A 14,585-nucleotide genomic window follows, 5' to 3' on the forward strand; every position below is an offset into this window, starting at 1 on the left:
TTGAATCCACACTTTTGGCGCCATTCCATGCAGCCCATCACGCCCGAACTCCTCGTCCTCGTCGATGCCATCGCGCGCCACGGCAGCTTCGCCAAGGCCGCGCGCGAACTGGGTAAGGTGCCCTCCGCCGTCACGTATTCCATCCGCAAGCTCGAAGATGGCCTGGACGTGCTGCTGTTTGACCGCTCGGGGCATCGGGCTCTGCTGACGCCGGCAGGCGAGGCGCTGCTCAAGGACGGCCGGCATCTGCTGCAGTCGCTGGACGAACTGGCCAGCCGGGTCAAGCGCATCGCAACGGGGTGGGAGGTGCAGCTGCGCATTGCGGTCAGCGCGGTGCTGCCGTGGCGGCCCATCTATGACCTGATCGATGAATTCCATGCGGTGGGCAGCGCCACGACGCTGCGCTTCTCTACCGAAGTCTTGAGCGGCAACTGGGACGCGCTGACCTCAGGGCGCGCGGACCTGGTGATCGGTGCGGGCGCGGCGGGCGAGCCGACGGGTCCCTATCGCTCGCAGGCGATAGGCGTGATGCAATTCGGATTCTGCGTGGCGGCGAACCATCCGCTGGCCGCCCTGCCCCAGCCGCTTAGCCGCGCCGACATCACGCGCTACTGCGCGGTCGTTATTGCCGACACCTCACGCAACCTGCCCGTGCAGTCGCGCGGCATTCTGTCGGATCAGCCGACGCTGGTGATGCCGTCGATGCAGGCCAAGATCGAGGCGCAGGTGCGCGGCCTGGGCTGCGGCTATCTGCCGCTGACGCTGGCCGCGCCCTACCTGGCGCAGGGTCTGCTGGTGGTGTGTGAGACGGATGAAGGCATGTCCCTGACGGAACACGTGGCTTACGCCTGGCGGGCGGAGCCGCCGGGCGAAGCCATGAAGTGGTGGCTGCAGAAGCTGAAGTCCCCGCGTCTGTGCGAGAGCCTGCTCGGGCTATAGACCGATCCACCGGACCGGCCCATCGCACGCCTATTCGTCTTCGATACCCAACTCGCGCAGCTTGCGCGTGATGGTGTTGCGGCCGATCCCCAGACGGGAGGCGGCTTCCACCCGACGCCCGCGGCTGGCGTCCAGCGCGCTTTGCAAGAGGATCTTCTCGAACTGGCGGGTCAGCGTCGCCATGACGGCCGGTTCGCCGCGCTCCAGCCGGTACTGTGCGTCGCGCAGCAGCGAATCCTGCCAATTGCGCGGCGCGGCGTCGCCTGCGGCTTGCTCGGCGTGCGCGCCGGCTTGCACCACGGTGCCCACCCCCGCGACGGGCGGCGCGGCCCGCAAGGGCGCCACGCCCGGCGGCGGCTGGTGTTCCATGGCCCGGATCTCGGGCGGCAGGTCGACACGGTCCACCGTCTGACCCGGCGCCATCACCGTCAGCCAATGGCAGAAGTTCTCCAATTGGCGCACGTTGCCGGGAAAGTCGAACTTGGTCAGCACGGCCAGCGCCTCGGGCGTCAACCGCTTGACGGGCACGCCCAGCGTGCGCGCGCTGGCGGTCAGGAAGTGCTGGGCCAGCGCGGGAATGTCCTCGACGCGCTCGCGTAGCGGCGGCAGCCGCAGCCGGATCACGTTCAGGCGGTGAAACAGGTCTTCGCGGAACAACCCCTGCTCGACCCGCTGCTCCAGCGGCTGGTGCGTGGCGGCCACGATGCGCACGTCCACGCGCACGGGTTGCGCCCCGCCGACGCGATAGAAGCTGCCCTCGGCCAGCACACGCAACAGGCGCGTCTGCAGTTCGATCGGCATGTCGCCGATTTCGTCCAGGAACAGGGTGCCGCCGTGCGCCTCTTCGAAGCGGCCGCGCCGCAGATTGTTGGCGCCGGTGAAGGCGCCGCGCTCGTGGCCGAAGAGTTCGGCTTCCAGCAGGTCGCGCGGGATGGCCGCGGCGTTCAGCGCCACGAACGGTCCGCTGGCACGCACGCCGTGACCGTGCAGCGCCCGGGCCACCAGTTCCTTGCCCGTGCCGGACTCGCCGGTGATCAGGACCGTGACCTTGGATTGGGCCAGCCGGCCGATCGCACGAAAGACTTCCTGCATGGCGGTGGACGACGATTGCGTCATCATCCAGCGTTCGTTGTTCTGCGACGCCTCGCCCTGCCCCTCGGGGCTTTCGGGCTGCGCCGATTCCTGCATGGCGCGCTGGATCAGCGCGACGGCCTCGTTCACGTCGAACGGCTTGGCCAGGTAATCGAACGCGCCGCCCTGGAACGCGGACACGGTGCTGTCCAGGTCGGCGAACGCCGTCATCACGATGACCGGCAGGCCGGGATGGCGCTCTTTCAGTTGGCGCAACAGCTCCAGGCCGTTGCCGCCGGGCATGCGGATGTCTGACACGAGCGCCACGGGCGTTTCATGCGAAAGCGCCTCCAGCACGTCGGCCGATTGGGAAAAACTGCGGGTGGGGACGCCAGCGCGGGCCAGGGCCTTTTCGAGGACCCAGCGGATGGCCTGGTCGTCGTCGACGATCCATACGGGTTTCATCAGTTTGCGGGCTCCATCGGGAGGACCAGGCGAAACTCGGTGCGCCCCGGTCGGGATTCAAATTCGATGATGCCGCCGTGCTGTTGCACGAAGTCCTGCGCCAGGCTCAGGCCCAGGCCGGTGCCGCCCGCCCTGGCCGTGACCAGCGGGTGGAAGATGCGGTCGCGGATGTGTTCCGGCACGCCAGGACCGTTGTCGATGATGGACAGCACCAGCGCCAGGCGGTGCTGACGGTGCGCCAGCATGACTTGCCGCGCGACACGCGTGCGCAGCGTCACCACGCCGGGTTCGGTCTGCGGACCTTGCGGACGCGCCACAAGTTCCTGCGCCGCATTGCGCGCAACGTTGAGCACGGCCTGCATCAGGCGGGCGGCGTCGCCCTTCAGGTCCGGCACCGAGGCGTCGTAGTCGCGCTGGATCGTGACGTCGTTGCGGAACTCGGCCTGGATCAGCGCGCAGACACGCTCGCAGATTTCATGGATGTTCACCGGGCGCGCATTGAGCGGCACACGTTGCGGACCGCTCAGGCGGTCCACCAGCGCCTGCAGGCGGTCGGCTTCGGAAATGATGACCTGGGTGTACTCGGCCAGGGCCGCGCTGGGCAGCTCGGCCTCCAGCAACTGCGCGGCGCCGCGCAGTCCGCCCAGGGGATTCTTGACTTCATGCGCCAGGTTGCGCAGCAATTCGCGGTGGGCTTCGATCTCGTCAACCAGCCGGTGGTTGCGGTCGGCCAGCACGCGTTGCTCGATTTCGCGCGTTTCGATCAGTACCGGCCAGCGCTGGCCGGTCAGTCCCACGGTGGTCACCGAGACTTCCACGGATTCGGTGGCGCGGCGCAACGAGGCCAGCTGCCTCACGTCGGCGTACCTGCCGCCCGCGGCGCGGTCGATCGATGACTGGATGTTCTCAGGGTTGTCGTACAGGGTGGCGGCTGAGTGCCCGCCAAGTTGCTTGCGCGAACGGCCGAAAAGATCCTCGGCGGCTGCGTTGGCGTATTCGATGTGGCCGCGCTCGTTGACCAGGAAAACTGACGTGGCTAGCAGATCGAGAGCTTCAACATTCATTTTCAACGTACCCGAATGGACAGGGGAAAGCGGAACGCGTCCGCGACGGGCGAGCCGGCCCGACGCCCTGCCCGCCGGCGCGGCGCCGGGCGGGCAATTCATCGGGCGGCTACCTGGTGGTGCGCGTGGTGTGGGCCCTGGTTTCTGCCTACATCATCGCGCTCCCCCCAGCCACGGCCTCAAGACATCAGAGGCTGTAGTACATGTCGAATTCGACCGGGTGCGTCGTCATGCGCAGGCGCGTCACATCGGCCATCTTCAGGTCGATGTAGGCGTTGAGCATGTCATTGCTGAACACGCCGCCACGGGTCAGGAACTCGCGATCCTTGTCCAGGGCTTCCAGCGCTTCTTCCAGCGAGGCGCAGACGGTCGGGATCTTCGCGTCTTCCTCCGGCGGCAGGTCGTACAGGTTCTTGTCGGCCGGATCGCCCGGGTGGATCTTGTTCTGGACGCCGTCCAGGCCGGCCATCATCAGGGCCGAGAAAGCCAGGTACGGGTTGGCCAGGGGATCCGGGAAGCGCGTTTCGATGCGGCGGCCCTTCGGGTTGCCAACGTACGGAATGCGGATCGAAGCCGAGCGGTTGCGGGCCGAGTAAGCCAGCTTCACGGGCGCTTCGAAGTGCGGGACCAGACGCTTGTACGAGTTCGTGCCGGGGTTGGTGATGGCGTTCAGGGCACGGGCGTGCTTGATGATGCCGCCGATGTAGTACAGGGCGAATTCGGACAGGCCGGCGTAGCCGTTGCCCGCGAACAGGTTCTGGCCGTCCTTCCAGATGGACTGGTGGACGTGCATGCCGGAGCCGTTGTCGCCAACGATGGGCTTGGGCATGAACGTGGCGGTCTTGCCGTAGGCGTGGGCCACGTTGTGCACGATGTACTTGACGATCTGCGTCCAGTCGGCGCGCTGGACCAGCGTGCTGAACTTGGTGCCGATTTCGAGCTGGCCGGGCGCCGCCACTTCATGGTGGTGCACTTCGACCGGCACACCCATCTGTTCCATCAGCAGGCACATTTCCGAACGCATGTCCTGGAACGAATCGACCGGCGGAACGGGGAAGTAGCCGCCCTTCACGCCCGGACGGTGGCCGGTGTTGCCGCCTTCGAATTCCAGGCCGGTGGACCACGGCGCTTCTTCGGACTTGATCTTGACGAACGTGCCCGACATGTCGGTGTTCCAGGTCACGCCGTCGAACACGAAGAATTCGGGTTCCGGACCGAAGTAGGCGGTGTCGCCCAGGCCGGAGGACTTCAGGTAGGCTTCAGCGCGCTTGGCCAGCGAGCGCGGGTCACGGTCATAGCCCTTCAGGTCCGACGGTTCGACCACGTCGCACGACAGGATCAGGGTCGGCTCTTCGCGGAACGGATCCAGGTTGGCGGTGGAGCAGTCGGGGATGAGGAGCATGTCGGAGGCTTCGATGCCCTTCCAGCCCGGAATCGACGAACCGTCGAAAGCCTGCCCGCTTTCCAGCTTGTCTTCATCGATAGCAGTGGTGGGCACGGAAACGTGGTGCTCACGGCCAACCGTATCGGTAAAGCGGAAATCCACGAATTTCACTTCGTTATCGGCGATCTGTTTCAGGACGTCTTTCGGGCTTGCCATGTCATCTCCATTAGATAAAAGGGTCGAGGGCTTTGCCCGTCGACTGGCATAAAAGAGGGAAGCAATAAGCGTGCCAGGTTTAACCCCGGTATTCCCGGGGGGAGGCAGGCTGGACTTGAGGAAATGTAGCACCACTATGGTGCAAAAGGTGGGGCATGATCGCCCCATCTTGGTGCTTGCACCTTACAGGAACATTTCCTGAAGGTCATTGAGGAAGCGCCAGCCCAGCGGGGTTGCCCGCAGGCGGGTTGGATCGGCGTCCAGCAAGCCCCGTTTCGAGGCTGCCTCCAATTGGTGCGCAATGACGGCCAGCGACAAACCGGTGCGTTCGTTGAACGCCGTCGCCGCCACGCCGTCTTTCAGGCGCAAGGCATTGAGCATGAACTCGAACGGCAGCTCGTCCGGACCGACCTGGCGGCTTTCGGCCAGGTGGCTGCCATCGCGGGCCATCGCGGCCTGCATCCAGGAATCGGGGTTCTTCAGACGCGCCTCGCGCACGATGCGGTCATGGAACGACAGCTTGCCGTGCGCGCCCGGGCCGATGCCCAGGTAGTCGCCGAACTCCCAGTAATTCATGTTGTGGCGGCTCCGGGCGCCGGGCTTGGCGTAAGCCGAGACCTCGTAGCGCGCCAGCCCCGCCGCGGCCAGCTCGGCCTCCACCGCCTCCTGCATGGCGGCGCTGGTGTCATCGTCGGGCAGGTCCTCGGGCGGAAACTTCGCGAAGACCGTATTCGGTTCCATTGTCAGGTGGTACAGCGACAAATGCTCGGTGCCGAACGATATGGCCTCGCGCAGATCGGCCGTACAGGCCTCTAGCGTCTGGCCGGGCAAGGCAAACATCACGTCCAGGTTGACGCGGGGCGCCGCCCGCTGCGCCATGTCGATCGCCGCGCGGGCCTGCGCGGCATCGTGGATGCGGCCCAGCTTTTTCAACTGGGCGTCGTCAAAGCTCTGAATGCCCAACGAAAAGCGTGTGACCCCGCTGGCCGCGTAGTCCCGGAAACGGCCGGCCTCGGCCGTGCCCGGATTGGCCTCCATCGTGATCTCGGCGTCGGGCCACAGGTTCAGGTACGCCCGCAACATCGCCAGCAGCTCGTCCAGACCAGCGGCCGACAGCAGACTGGGCGTGCCGCCGCCGATGAAGACGGAAATCACCTGCCGGCCCCAGATGGACGGCAACGACTGCTCCAGGTCGCTGCGCAGCGCGTCCAGATAGGCGCGCTCGGGAATTTCGCCAGGCGCGGCATGCGAGTTGAAATCACAGTAAGGGCATTTGCGCACGCACCAGGGCACGTGGACGTATACGGACAGCGGCGGCAGGCTGGTCAGGGTGGCGCCGGCGGGCACGACGAGGCGCGACTTAGGCGCGCCCATGTCGTTGCGGATGGGAATGGTGATGGACATGCGAAAAATTCCTGGCGCCTTGCCGGCGCCGTGTTCAAGCGTTGCCCAGCTTGCTGAGCAGCTCGCGCAGCGCCCGGGCGCGGTGGCTGACCCGGTTCTTCTCGTCGGGATCCAGCGACGCGGCGGTCAGCGCCATGTCGGGCAGGTAGAAGTGCGGATCGTAGCCGAAACCGTTGGCGCCTTCGGGCACATCGATGATCTCGCCATGCCACAGGCCCTCGCCGATGAGCGGGCGGGGATCGTTCTCGGAACGCACCAGCGCCAGGACCGCCACGTACCAGGCGCTGCGGTCCTCGACCGATGCCAGGTTGCGCACCAGCAACGCATTGTTGGCCGCATCGGACTTTTCGCCGCCGTGCATCTTGGCATAGCGGGCCGAATACACACCGGGAGCGCCATCCAGCGAGGCCACGCACAGACCCGAGTCGTCCGCCAGCGCGGGCAGCCCGGTCAAGCGGCTGGCGTGGCGCGCCTTGGCCAGCGCGTTTTCGACGAAGGTGACGTGCGGCTCTTCGGCTTCCGGCACGCCCAGTTCGCCCTGGGGCACCAGCTCAATGCCCAGCGGCGCGAACAAGGCGGAGAACTCGCGCAGCTTGCCGGCATTGTTGGACGCCAGGACGACGCGGCGCAGGGAGTCGGGAATCTTGGGGGATGTCATAGGGCGGATTGTATAGGGGCGGGCCTGCGGCGGGCGTGCATTCCACGATGATGGCGCGGGTACCACGCCCGGGTGCATTGCTTGTTGACACTTCTGTAACAGCGCCCGAAGATGGCACGTCAACGATTCGGCGCAACAACGCAGACATATTTTGTTGTCAATATGACCCATCTTGTCACTGATCGTTTCTCAATGCCCCGGCGATGAACTCCATTCACGCTTTGCCACGGCCTGCGGCGCCCCGCGCTCACCATCGGACTTCCGGCGGCGCGCCCGCCCACGCCAGCCTGGCTGGCATCCTGCGCGAAAGATTGTTGCGTCCGCGCTTCCAGCCGGTGATCGACCTGTCCCACAGCCGGATCTATGGGCACGAGAGCCTGATCCGCGGTCCCGCCGACACGCCCCTGCACTATCCCGATGCCCTGTTCGCCGAGGCGCGCCGTCAAGGCTTGCACCCGCAACTTGAGCTGGCCAGTTTTCGCGCGGGCGCGCGGGGGTTCGAACAGAACGACGCCGCCGGCAAGCTGTTCCTGAACCTGTCCGGCTCCGCCCTGCTCCATTACTGGACCCTCTGGGGCCACGACATGCCCGGCCGGCTGCTCAAGGATTGCGCGCTCGAGCCCGCCAGTATCGTTGTCGAACTTACCGAACAGGATCCCCTGTCCGACCGCATGGCCGACCTGCACAACGCGTTTGCGTGCCTGCGCGAAGCCGGCATGCGCATCGCGCTGGACGATTACGGCGTCGGCAATTCCAACCTGCAGCTCTGGGCGGAAACCCAGCCCGAGCTGGTCAAGATCGACCGTTACTTCTTTGACGGCATCGGCCACGACGAGCGCAAGCAGAACATGGTGCGTGCCATCCTGAAGGTGGCCCAGCATCTTGGCACGTCGGTCATCGCCGAAGGCATCGAAACCGCCGAAGACCTGGCCGTCGTGCGTGAGCTGGATATCCGCTACGCGCAGGGCTGGTTCCTGGGCATGCCCGAGGAAATCCTGCTGACCGAACTGACGCCGCCGCTGCGGGATTCGCTGCGTTCGCGCACCTCGGCGCCCGTGTCGCAACGCGCCGCCGGCGGCACCGCCGTCAGCCTGCGCGTCGAAGCGCCAGCCGCGCTGCTGACCAAGCACACCAACGATGACGTGCATCGTCTTTTCATCGAACACAAGAATCTGCACGCCGTGGCCGTGATCGACGCCGACAACCGGCCGGTCGGCATCATCAACCGGCGCGACTTCTCGGAACACTACGCCCAGCGCTACACGCGCGAGCTCTTCGGCCGCGACGCCTGCTCGACCTTCATGAATGCCGAGCCGGTGCTGGTGGATGTAAACGTGTCCATCGACCAACTGAGCCACGTGTTGATTTCCGAAGACCAGCGCTACCTGATGGACGGGCTCATCATCACGCGCGACGGCCGCTACGACGGCCTGGCCACCGGCGAAACGCTGGTGCGCTCGGTGACCGAGATGCGGATCGAGGCGGCGCGCTACGCCAATCCGCTGACGTCCCTGCCCGGCAACATCCCCATCAGCCGGCACATCGCCACGCTGCTCGAAGACGCCGCCGACTTCACCATCTGCTACGGCGACCTGAACAACTTCAAGCCCTTCAACGACGTCTACGGCTATTGGCGCGGCGACGACATGATCATGCTGACCGCCGACGTCATCAAGCGGCACTGCGATCCGCAGCGCGATTTCGTGGGACACGTGGGCGGCGACGACTTCGTGGTGCTGCTGCGCAGCCCCGACTGGATGGCGCGCATCGAGCGCATCATTGCCGAATTCAACGAGGAGGCCGTGGCCCTGTATGACGAACAGGGCCGCCGCAACGGCGGCATCGAGGCCGAAGACCGTTACGGCGTGCCGCGCTTCTTTCCGTTCGTGACGCTGGGCGTGGGCGCCCTGACCGTCACGCCCTCGTTATGCGAGCGCATCCGCCCTGAGGACATCGCCTCGGCGGCCGCCCATGTCAAGCACAAGGTCAAGCACGGGAATCTGTCGCTCGTGGCCGAGCGCTACACCGGCGCCGCCCTGCCGCAACTCACCGGCTGAGGCCTCGCGCGCCGCGGCCTGCGCGCCCTGCGCGATCTGGAATTTGGCCACGGCCCGGCGCAGTCCTTGCGCCTGGGATTCCAGCGCCGCCGCGGCAGCCGCCGTCTGCTCGACCATGGCGGCCGTTTCCTGCGTGGCACGCTCGATATCGGCCACGGCGTGGTTGACCGACGCAATGCCGGCTGCCTGTTCGGCGGTGGCGTTGGAGATCTCGGTCACGATCTGCGTCACACGATCGACCGAGGACACCATGTCGCGCATGGTGTCGCCCGCCAGATTCACATGACGCACGCCTGCATCCACGCGCGCGGCCGAGTCCTCGATCAGGCCCTTGATCTCGCGCGCCGCCTGAGCGCTGCGTTGGGCCAGCGACCGCACTTCGCCCGCCACCACGGCAAACCCCTTGCCCTGCTCGCCCGCGCGCGCCGCTTCCACGGCCGCGTTGAGCGCAAGGATATTCGTCTGGAACGCAATGCTGTCCACCACGCCCACGATCTCCCCGATGCGCCGCGCGCTATCGGCGATGCCCTGCATGCTGTGCACCACTTCATCGACGGCCTGGCCGCCGCGCTGCGCCAGTTGCGTGGCGCTTGCCGCCTGGCGGCTCGCCAGGTCCGCGTTGCCGGCGGTCATCTGAACGGTATGGGCCAGCTGGGTCATGTTGGCCGCCGCTTCCTGCAGCGAGCCAGCCTGGCGCGCCGCGCGGTCCGACATATCGGCGCCGCCCGCCGCGATCTCGCCCGAGCCGGTGTGGATCTCTTCCACGCCCAGGCGGACCGACGCCACGGCGGCCGACAGCCCCGTCTGCATGCGGCGCATGGCCGAATACAGGACCCCGATTTCGTTGTCGCCGCGTTGCGTGATCACGCCCGTCAGGTCGCCGTCCGCGATGCGGTCAAAGTGCGCCCCCGCCTCGTTCAGCGGCCGCACGATGCTGCGTCGGAATCCCAGCCGGATCAGCACTGCCAGCACCAGGACGAAACCCAGCACGACCGCCGCCACCACGATCACCCGTTCAAGCGTGCGGCTTGCGCCGGCCACCGCCTCCTGCCCCTGTTCGCGGGCGTAGGCCTGGTAGGCCTCGGCTTGCTTCACATACGCAGCCCCGCTGGCCGGCAGCGCCTTGTCCGTCAGGCGATTGACCTCGATGCCGTTCCACCCCTGGATCGCGGTGCGCATCGGCAAGAGCGTCTGGTCGGCAAAGGCTGCATACGCCGTCAGCACCTGGGCAAACAGCGGCGCGCCCTGAGCGCTGTCGTCCGGGTTGGCGCGCAGGCGCGCCAGACTGGCAGCGGCCTGCTTCAGCAGTCCATCGGCCTGGGCCAGCGACGCGTTGCGGGCATCTTCCAGCCCGCCTTCCATCGCCGTCTTGGCGTCCGTGAGCGCCGCGCGCGCCTGGAACAGACGGCTGGTCATGTCGGCCAGATCGCTCGCCCTTTCGATGCTGCCCCGCCCCAGGGCCTCGATATCCGCGCGATTGTCGCGCAGGACCGTGATGCCCGCTGCCGCGGCAAGCGCGAACAGCACAACGAACAAGGCAAGAATGGCCGACAGCGCCGTCGTTACCCGCAGATTTTTTCGCATATCCATCCGTGTGTTGCGTGGCCGCCCGTGCGGCAGTGCAACGGATTATGGACACCCAGTTTGGCAATTTCTTGACACAACCTTGGATGGGGCGTGTCGCACTGCCGTCATGAAGCGGCGCTTTTGCGATCAGGAACCCTGTATTAATGATTTGTGAATTGGCACATGCGCGGCCTTGCGGCACATTCGATCCTGTCCCGAACCATTCCTTCAATCAGAAAAGCCAGTCACATGCTCCAAGCCTCCCACGCCTACCAGGACATCCGCGAAGCCGTCCGCGACCTCTGCGCGCAGTTTCCCTCCGAGTATTTCCGCAAGGTCGACGAAGAACGCGGCTACCCCGAGGACTTCGTGCGCGCCCTCACCGAAGCCGGCTGGCTGGCCGCCCTGATCCCCCAGGAATACGGCGGCTCCGGGCTGGGCCTGACCGAAGCCTCGGTCATCATGGAAGAGATCAACCGAAGCGGCGGCAACTCCGGCGCGTGCCACGGCCAGATGTACAACATGGGCACGCTTCTGCGCCACGGATCCGAGGCCCAGAAGCGCGAATACCTGCCCCGCATCGCCGCCGGCGAACTGCGGCTGCAGTCGATGGGCGTCACCGAGCCCACCACCGGCACCGACACCACCAAGATCAAGACCACCGCCGTCAAGCGCGGCGACCGCTATGTCATCAATGGCCAGAAGGTCTGGATCTCTCGCGTGCAGCACTCGGACCTGATGATCCTCCTGGCGCGCACCACGCCGCTCGATCAGGTCACGCGCAAGTCCGAGGGCATGTCGATCTTCCTCGTTGACCTGCACCATGCGGTCAAGCACGGCATGTCGATCCGCCCGATCCCCAACATGGTCAACCACGAGACCAACGAGCTCTTCTTCGACAACCTGGAAATCCCGGAAGAAAACCTGATCGGCGAAGAGGGCAAGGGCTTCAAGTACATCCTGGACGGCCTGAACGCCGAACGCACCCTGATCGCCGCCGAATGCATCGGCGACGGCTACTGGTTCGTCGACAAGGTCACCGCGTACGCCAAGGAACGCATGGTTTTCGGCCGCCCGATCGGCCAGAACCAGGGCGTGCAGTTCCCCATCGCGCGGGCGCACATCAACGTCGAAGCAGCCAGCCTGATGCGCTATGAAGCCTGCCGGCTGTTCGACGCCCACGAACCCTGCGGCGCCCAGGCCAACATGGCCAAGCTGCTGGCCGCCGACGCGTCCTGGGAAGCGGCCAACGCCTGCCTGCAGTTCCACGGCGGCTTTGGCTTTGCCACCGAATACGACGTCGAGCGCAAGTTCCGCGAGACGCGCCTCTATCAGGTGGCCCCCATTTCGACCAACCTGATCCTGTCGTACGTCGCCGAACACATCCTGGGCCTGCCCCGCTCCTTCTGACATGCCAACTTCCGACATGACCGCAGACAAAGACACCCCGCACCTGAGCGCCGAACTCGCCGCCTTTGCCGCCAACCTGCGCTACGAAGACATCCCTGCCCCGGTGCTGCGCCGCGCCGAAGACCTGCTCCTTGATTGCCTGGCGTCGATCCTTGCCGGCGCGTCGGCCCGTGCGGTCCAGGCGATCGACCGCTATGCCGCCGCAATGGGTCCGGCCGATGGCCCCAGCGAAGTCCTGATCACCCGCCGGCGTACCACGCCGCTATTTGCCGCCATGGTCAACGCGGCGGCCGCGCATGTGGTCGAACAGGACGACGTGCACAACGGCTCGGTCTTTCACCCCGCCGCCGTGGTGTTCCCTCCCGCGCTGGCCGTCGCGCAGGCGCTGGGGTCGTCGGGGCGCGATCTGCTTACCGCCGCCGTCGCCGGCTATGAGGTCGGCATTCGCGTGGGCGAGTTCCTCGGGCGCTCGCACTACAAGATCTTCCACACCACCGGCACGGCGGGCACCCTGGCTGCCGCCGTCACCACGGGCCGGCTGCTGGGCCTGTCCCCCGAACAGATGCTGCACGCGCTGGGCTCGGCGGGCACGCAAGCCGCGGGCCTGTGGGAATTCCTACGCGACGCCGCCGACTCCAAGCAGTTGCACACCGCCAAGGCCGCCGCCGACGGCATCACCGCGGCCTACCTGGCGCGCGAAGGCTTCACGGGCGCCCGCCACATCCTGGAAGGCCCGCAGGGCATGGCGGCCGGCATGTCCACGGACGCCGATCCCAGCCGCCTGTGCGACCGTCTGGGACAGCGCTGGGCGCTGGCCGAGACCTCATTCAAGTTCCATGCCTCGTGCCGGCATACCCATCCGGCGGCGGACGCGCTGCAACAGGCGCTGCGCGACAACCACCTCACCGAGGCCGACGTCGAGCGCGTCGTGGCGCATGTCCACCAGGGCGCCATCGACGTGCTGGGCCCCGTCGTCAATCCGCAGACGGTGCACCAGTCCAAGTTTTCGATGGGCACGGTGCTGGCGCTGATCGCGCGCCAGGGCCGCGCCGGGCTCGCGGAGTTCGACGCGGCCCTCGACGACCCCGGCGTGGCCGCCTTCCGCGGCAAGGTCGAAATGGCCCTCGACCCGGAAGTCGACGGCGCCTACCCGCAACGTTGGATCGGCAAGGTCACGGTCTACACCCGCGACGGCCGCGTGCTGCATGGCCGCGTGGACGAACCGAAGGGCGATCCCGGCAACACGCTGAGCCGCCCCGAAATCGAGGACAAGACGCTCAGCCTGGGCCGCTACGCCGACGCGGCGACAGAGCAGGAACTGCGCGGCCTGATCGCGACGATCTGGGGGCTGGAGAAGCTGGGCAAGGTTGAGACGCTGCTGCCGCGGTAATTCGCGACCGCTCGCGAACACAAATGCAAAAAAGCCGCATCTGCGGCTTTTTGCGTTGTGGGAGGCGCTGCAAGGTGTCTGACACCCTGCGGGCACAACCGTCAATTGCCGGCTGTCTCACAAGGGTGTCAGACACCGTGTTCGCATGCGACACCGTGTTCGCACGGCGCACAAGGCGCGTGGCTTACGCCAGCGCGGCGCGCTGCGCCTTCACCAGATTGGCGATGCCGTTTTCCGCCAGCACCAGCATCGTGTCCAGCTCCGCGCGCGTGAACGTCGCGCCTTCACCGGTGCCCTGCACTTCCACGAAGGCTCCGCTGCCCGTCATGATGACGTTGACGTCAGCGTCGCAAGCCGAGTCTTCCAGGTAGTCCAGGTCCAGCACCACCTGCCCGCGCACCAGGCCCACGGACACCGCGGCCACCGCGTCGCGGATCGGGCTGGCGGCCAGGTCGCCGCGCTTCATCAGCAGCGCCACCGCGTCGGCGGCCGCCACCCAGGCCCCGGTAATGCTGGCGCAGCGCGTGCCGCCGTCGGCCTGCAGCACATCGCAGTCCAGGTGCAGGGTGCGTTCGCCCAGCGCCTTCATGTCGAACACGGCACGCAGACTGCGTCCGATGAGGCGCTGGATCTCCTGCGTGCGGCCGCTTTGCTTGCCGCGCGCGGCCTCGCGGTCGCCGCGCGTGTGCGTGGCCCGCGGCAACATGCCGTATTCAGCCGTTACCCAGCCTTCGCCCTTGCCCTTCAGAAAAGGCGGTACCTTGTCCAGGACGCTTGCCGTACACAGCACGTGGGTGTCGCCCGCCTTCACCAGCACGGAGCCTTCGGCGTAACGCGTGAACCCGCGCTCCAGGCTGAACGGACGCAGTTGGTCGGCGGCGCGGCCCGACGGCCGGGCAATGGTGGGGATGGTGGTCACAACGGGCTCCAGACTTGGCTTCGATTCGCGGCATTGTACGGG

The 14,585-nt window shown here is 66.6% G+C and carries 10 protein-coding genes and 1 pseudogene; 4 read left to right on the forward strand and 7 right to left on the reverse strand.

Annotated elements, in window-relative coordinates; translation table 11 throughout:
* The first annotated feature begins 27 nt into the window (after positions 1–27).
* Positions 28–939: a LysR family transcriptional regulator gene (locus tag HV786_RS08385; RefSeq protein ID WP_056317499.1), complete on the forward strand. Its 912-nt coding sequence runs from the start codon at positions 28–30 to the stop codon at positions 937–939.
* Positions 940–969: 30 nt separating this feature from the next.
* On the opposite strand, the gene ntrC is transcribed toward HV786_RS08385, so the two are convergent.
* From ntrC to rdgB, 5 genes are all read right to left on the reverse strand, one after another.
* Positions 970–2,475 carry a nitrogen regulation protein NR(I) gene (gene ntrC / locus HV786_RS08390; RefSeq protein WP_175210529.1) on the reverse strand — a complete coding sequence of 502 codons (1,506 nt, stop codon included), beginning with the start codon at positions 2,473–2,475 and terminating at the stop codon, positions 970–972.
* On the reverse strand, positions 2,475–3,539 hold the full coding sequence (gene glnL / locus HV786_RS08395; RefSeq protein ID WP_056317491.1) for a nitrogen regulation protein NR(II): 1,065 nt from the start codon (positions 3,537–3,539) through the stop codon (positions 2,475–2,477). Before glnL ends, ntrC begins: the two co-directional genes overlap by 1 nt.
* 187 nt (positions 3,540–3,726) lie before the next feature.
* The gene (glnA, locus tag HV786_RS08400) at positions 3,727–5,139 is read right to left on the reverse strand and encodes a type I glutamate--ammonia ligase (RefSeq protein WP_056317488.1); all 1,413 of its coding nucleotides are present in this window, start codon (positions 5,137–5,139) and stop codon (positions 3,727–3,729) included.
* Positions 5,140–5,322: 183 nt separating this feature from the next.
* A complete protein-coding gene (gene hemW / locus HV786_RS08405; protein WP_128829414.1) occupies positions 5,323–6,543 on the reverse strand; it encodes a radical SAM family heme chaperone HemW in 1,221 nt (406 codons plus the stop codon).
* 34 nt (positions 6,544–6,577) lie between these two features.
* On the reverse strand, positions 6,578–7,201 hold the full coding sequence (gene rdgB / locus HV786_RS08410) for an RdgB/HAM1 family non-canonical purine NTP pyrophosphatase (RefSeq protein ID WP_056317482.1): 624 nt from the start codon (positions 7,199–7,201) through the stop codon (positions 6,578–6,580).
* A gap of 203 nt (positions 7,202–7,404) precedes the next feature.
* On the opposite strand from rdgB, the gene HV786_RS08415 reads away from it, so the two are divergent.
* On the forward strand, positions 7,405–9,258 hold the full coding sequence (locus tag HV786_RS08415; RefSeq protein ID WP_254599464.1) for an EAL domain-containing protein: 1,854 nt from the start codon (positions 7,405–7,407) through the stop codon (positions 9,256–9,258).
* 150 nt (positions 9,259–9,408) lie between these two features.
* On the opposite strand, the pseudogene HV786_RS08420 reads toward HV786_RS08415, so the two are convergent.
* Positions 9,409–10,848: pseudogene (locus HV786_RS08420) on the reverse strand (methyl-accepting chemotaxis protein); the annotation flags it as partial.
* A 225-nt stretch (positions 10,849–11,073) separates the two neighbouring features.
* On the opposite strand from HV786_RS08420, the gene HV786_RS08425 reads away from it, so the two are divergent.
* Positions 11,074–12,234 (forward strand): acyl-CoA dehydrogenase family protein, encoded by a 1,161-nt coding sequence (locus tag HV786_RS08425; RefSeq protein WP_056317477.1) that lies wholly within the window; start codon positions 11,074–11,076, stop codon positions 12,232–12,234.
* Between the two features lie 16 nt (positions 12,235–12,250).
* On the forward strand, positions 12,251–13,624 hold the full coding sequence (locus HV786_RS08430; protein ID WP_128829415.1) for an MmgE/PrpD family protein: 1,374 nt from the start codon (positions 12,251–12,253) through the stop codon (positions 13,622–13,624).
* Positions 13,625–13,808: 184 nt separating this feature from the next.
* Here the strand turns inward: HV786_RS08430 and rph are convergent, their stop codons facing one another.
* Complete coding sequence (gene rph, locus HV786_RS08435; protein ID WP_276529698.1) at positions 13,809–14,543, reverse strand: ribonuclease PH; 735 nt, start codon at positions 14,541–14,543, stop codon at positions 13,809–13,811.
* Positions 14,544–14,585: the final 42 nt, after the last annotated feature.

It is taken from the genome of Achromobacter mucicolens (assembly GCF_902859725.1).
In the GTDB taxonomy this organism is placed as follows: Bacteria; Pseudomonadota; Gammaproteobacteria; order Burkholderiales; family Burkholderiaceae_B; genus Achromobacter; species Achromobacter mucicolens.

Excerpts from the sequence above, each read along its gene's own strand:
- HV786_RS08385 (WP_056317499.1), top strand. The coding sequence starts at position 28 with ATGCAGCCCATCACGCCCGAACTCCTCGTCCTCGTCGATGCCATCGCG.
- ntrC (WP_175210529.1), bottom strand. The coding sequence starts at position 2,475 with ATGAAACCCGTATGGATCGTCGACGACGACCAGGCCATCCGCTGGGTC.
- glnL (WP_056317491.1), bottom strand. The coding sequence starts at position 3,539 with ATGAATGTTGAAGCTCTCGATCTGCTAGCCACGTCAGTTTTCCTGGTC.
- glnA (WP_056317488.1), bottom strand. The coding sequence starts at position 5,139 with ATGGCAAGCCCGAAAGACGTCCTGAAACAGATCGCCGATAACGAAGTG.
- hemW (WP_128829414.1), bottom strand. The coding sequence starts at position 6,543 with ATGTCCATCACCATTCCCATCCGCAACGACATGGGCGCGCCTAAGTCG.
- rdgB (WP_056317482.1), bottom strand. The coding sequence starts at position 7,201 with ATGACATCCCCCAAGATTCCCGACTCCCTGCGCCGCGTCGTCCTGGCG.
- HV786_RS08415 (WP_254599464.1), top strand. The coding sequence starts at position 7,405 with ATGAACTCCATTCACGCTTTGCCACGGCCTGCGGCGCCCCGCGCTCAC.
- HV786_RS08425 (WP_056317477.1), top strand. The coding sequence starts at position 11,074 with ATGCTCCAAGCCTCCCACGCCTACCAGGACATCCGCGAAGCCGTCCGC.
- HV786_RS08430 (WP_128829415.1), top strand. The coding sequence starts at position 12,251 with ATGACCGCAGACAAAGACACCCCGCACCTGAGCGCCGAACTCGCCGCC.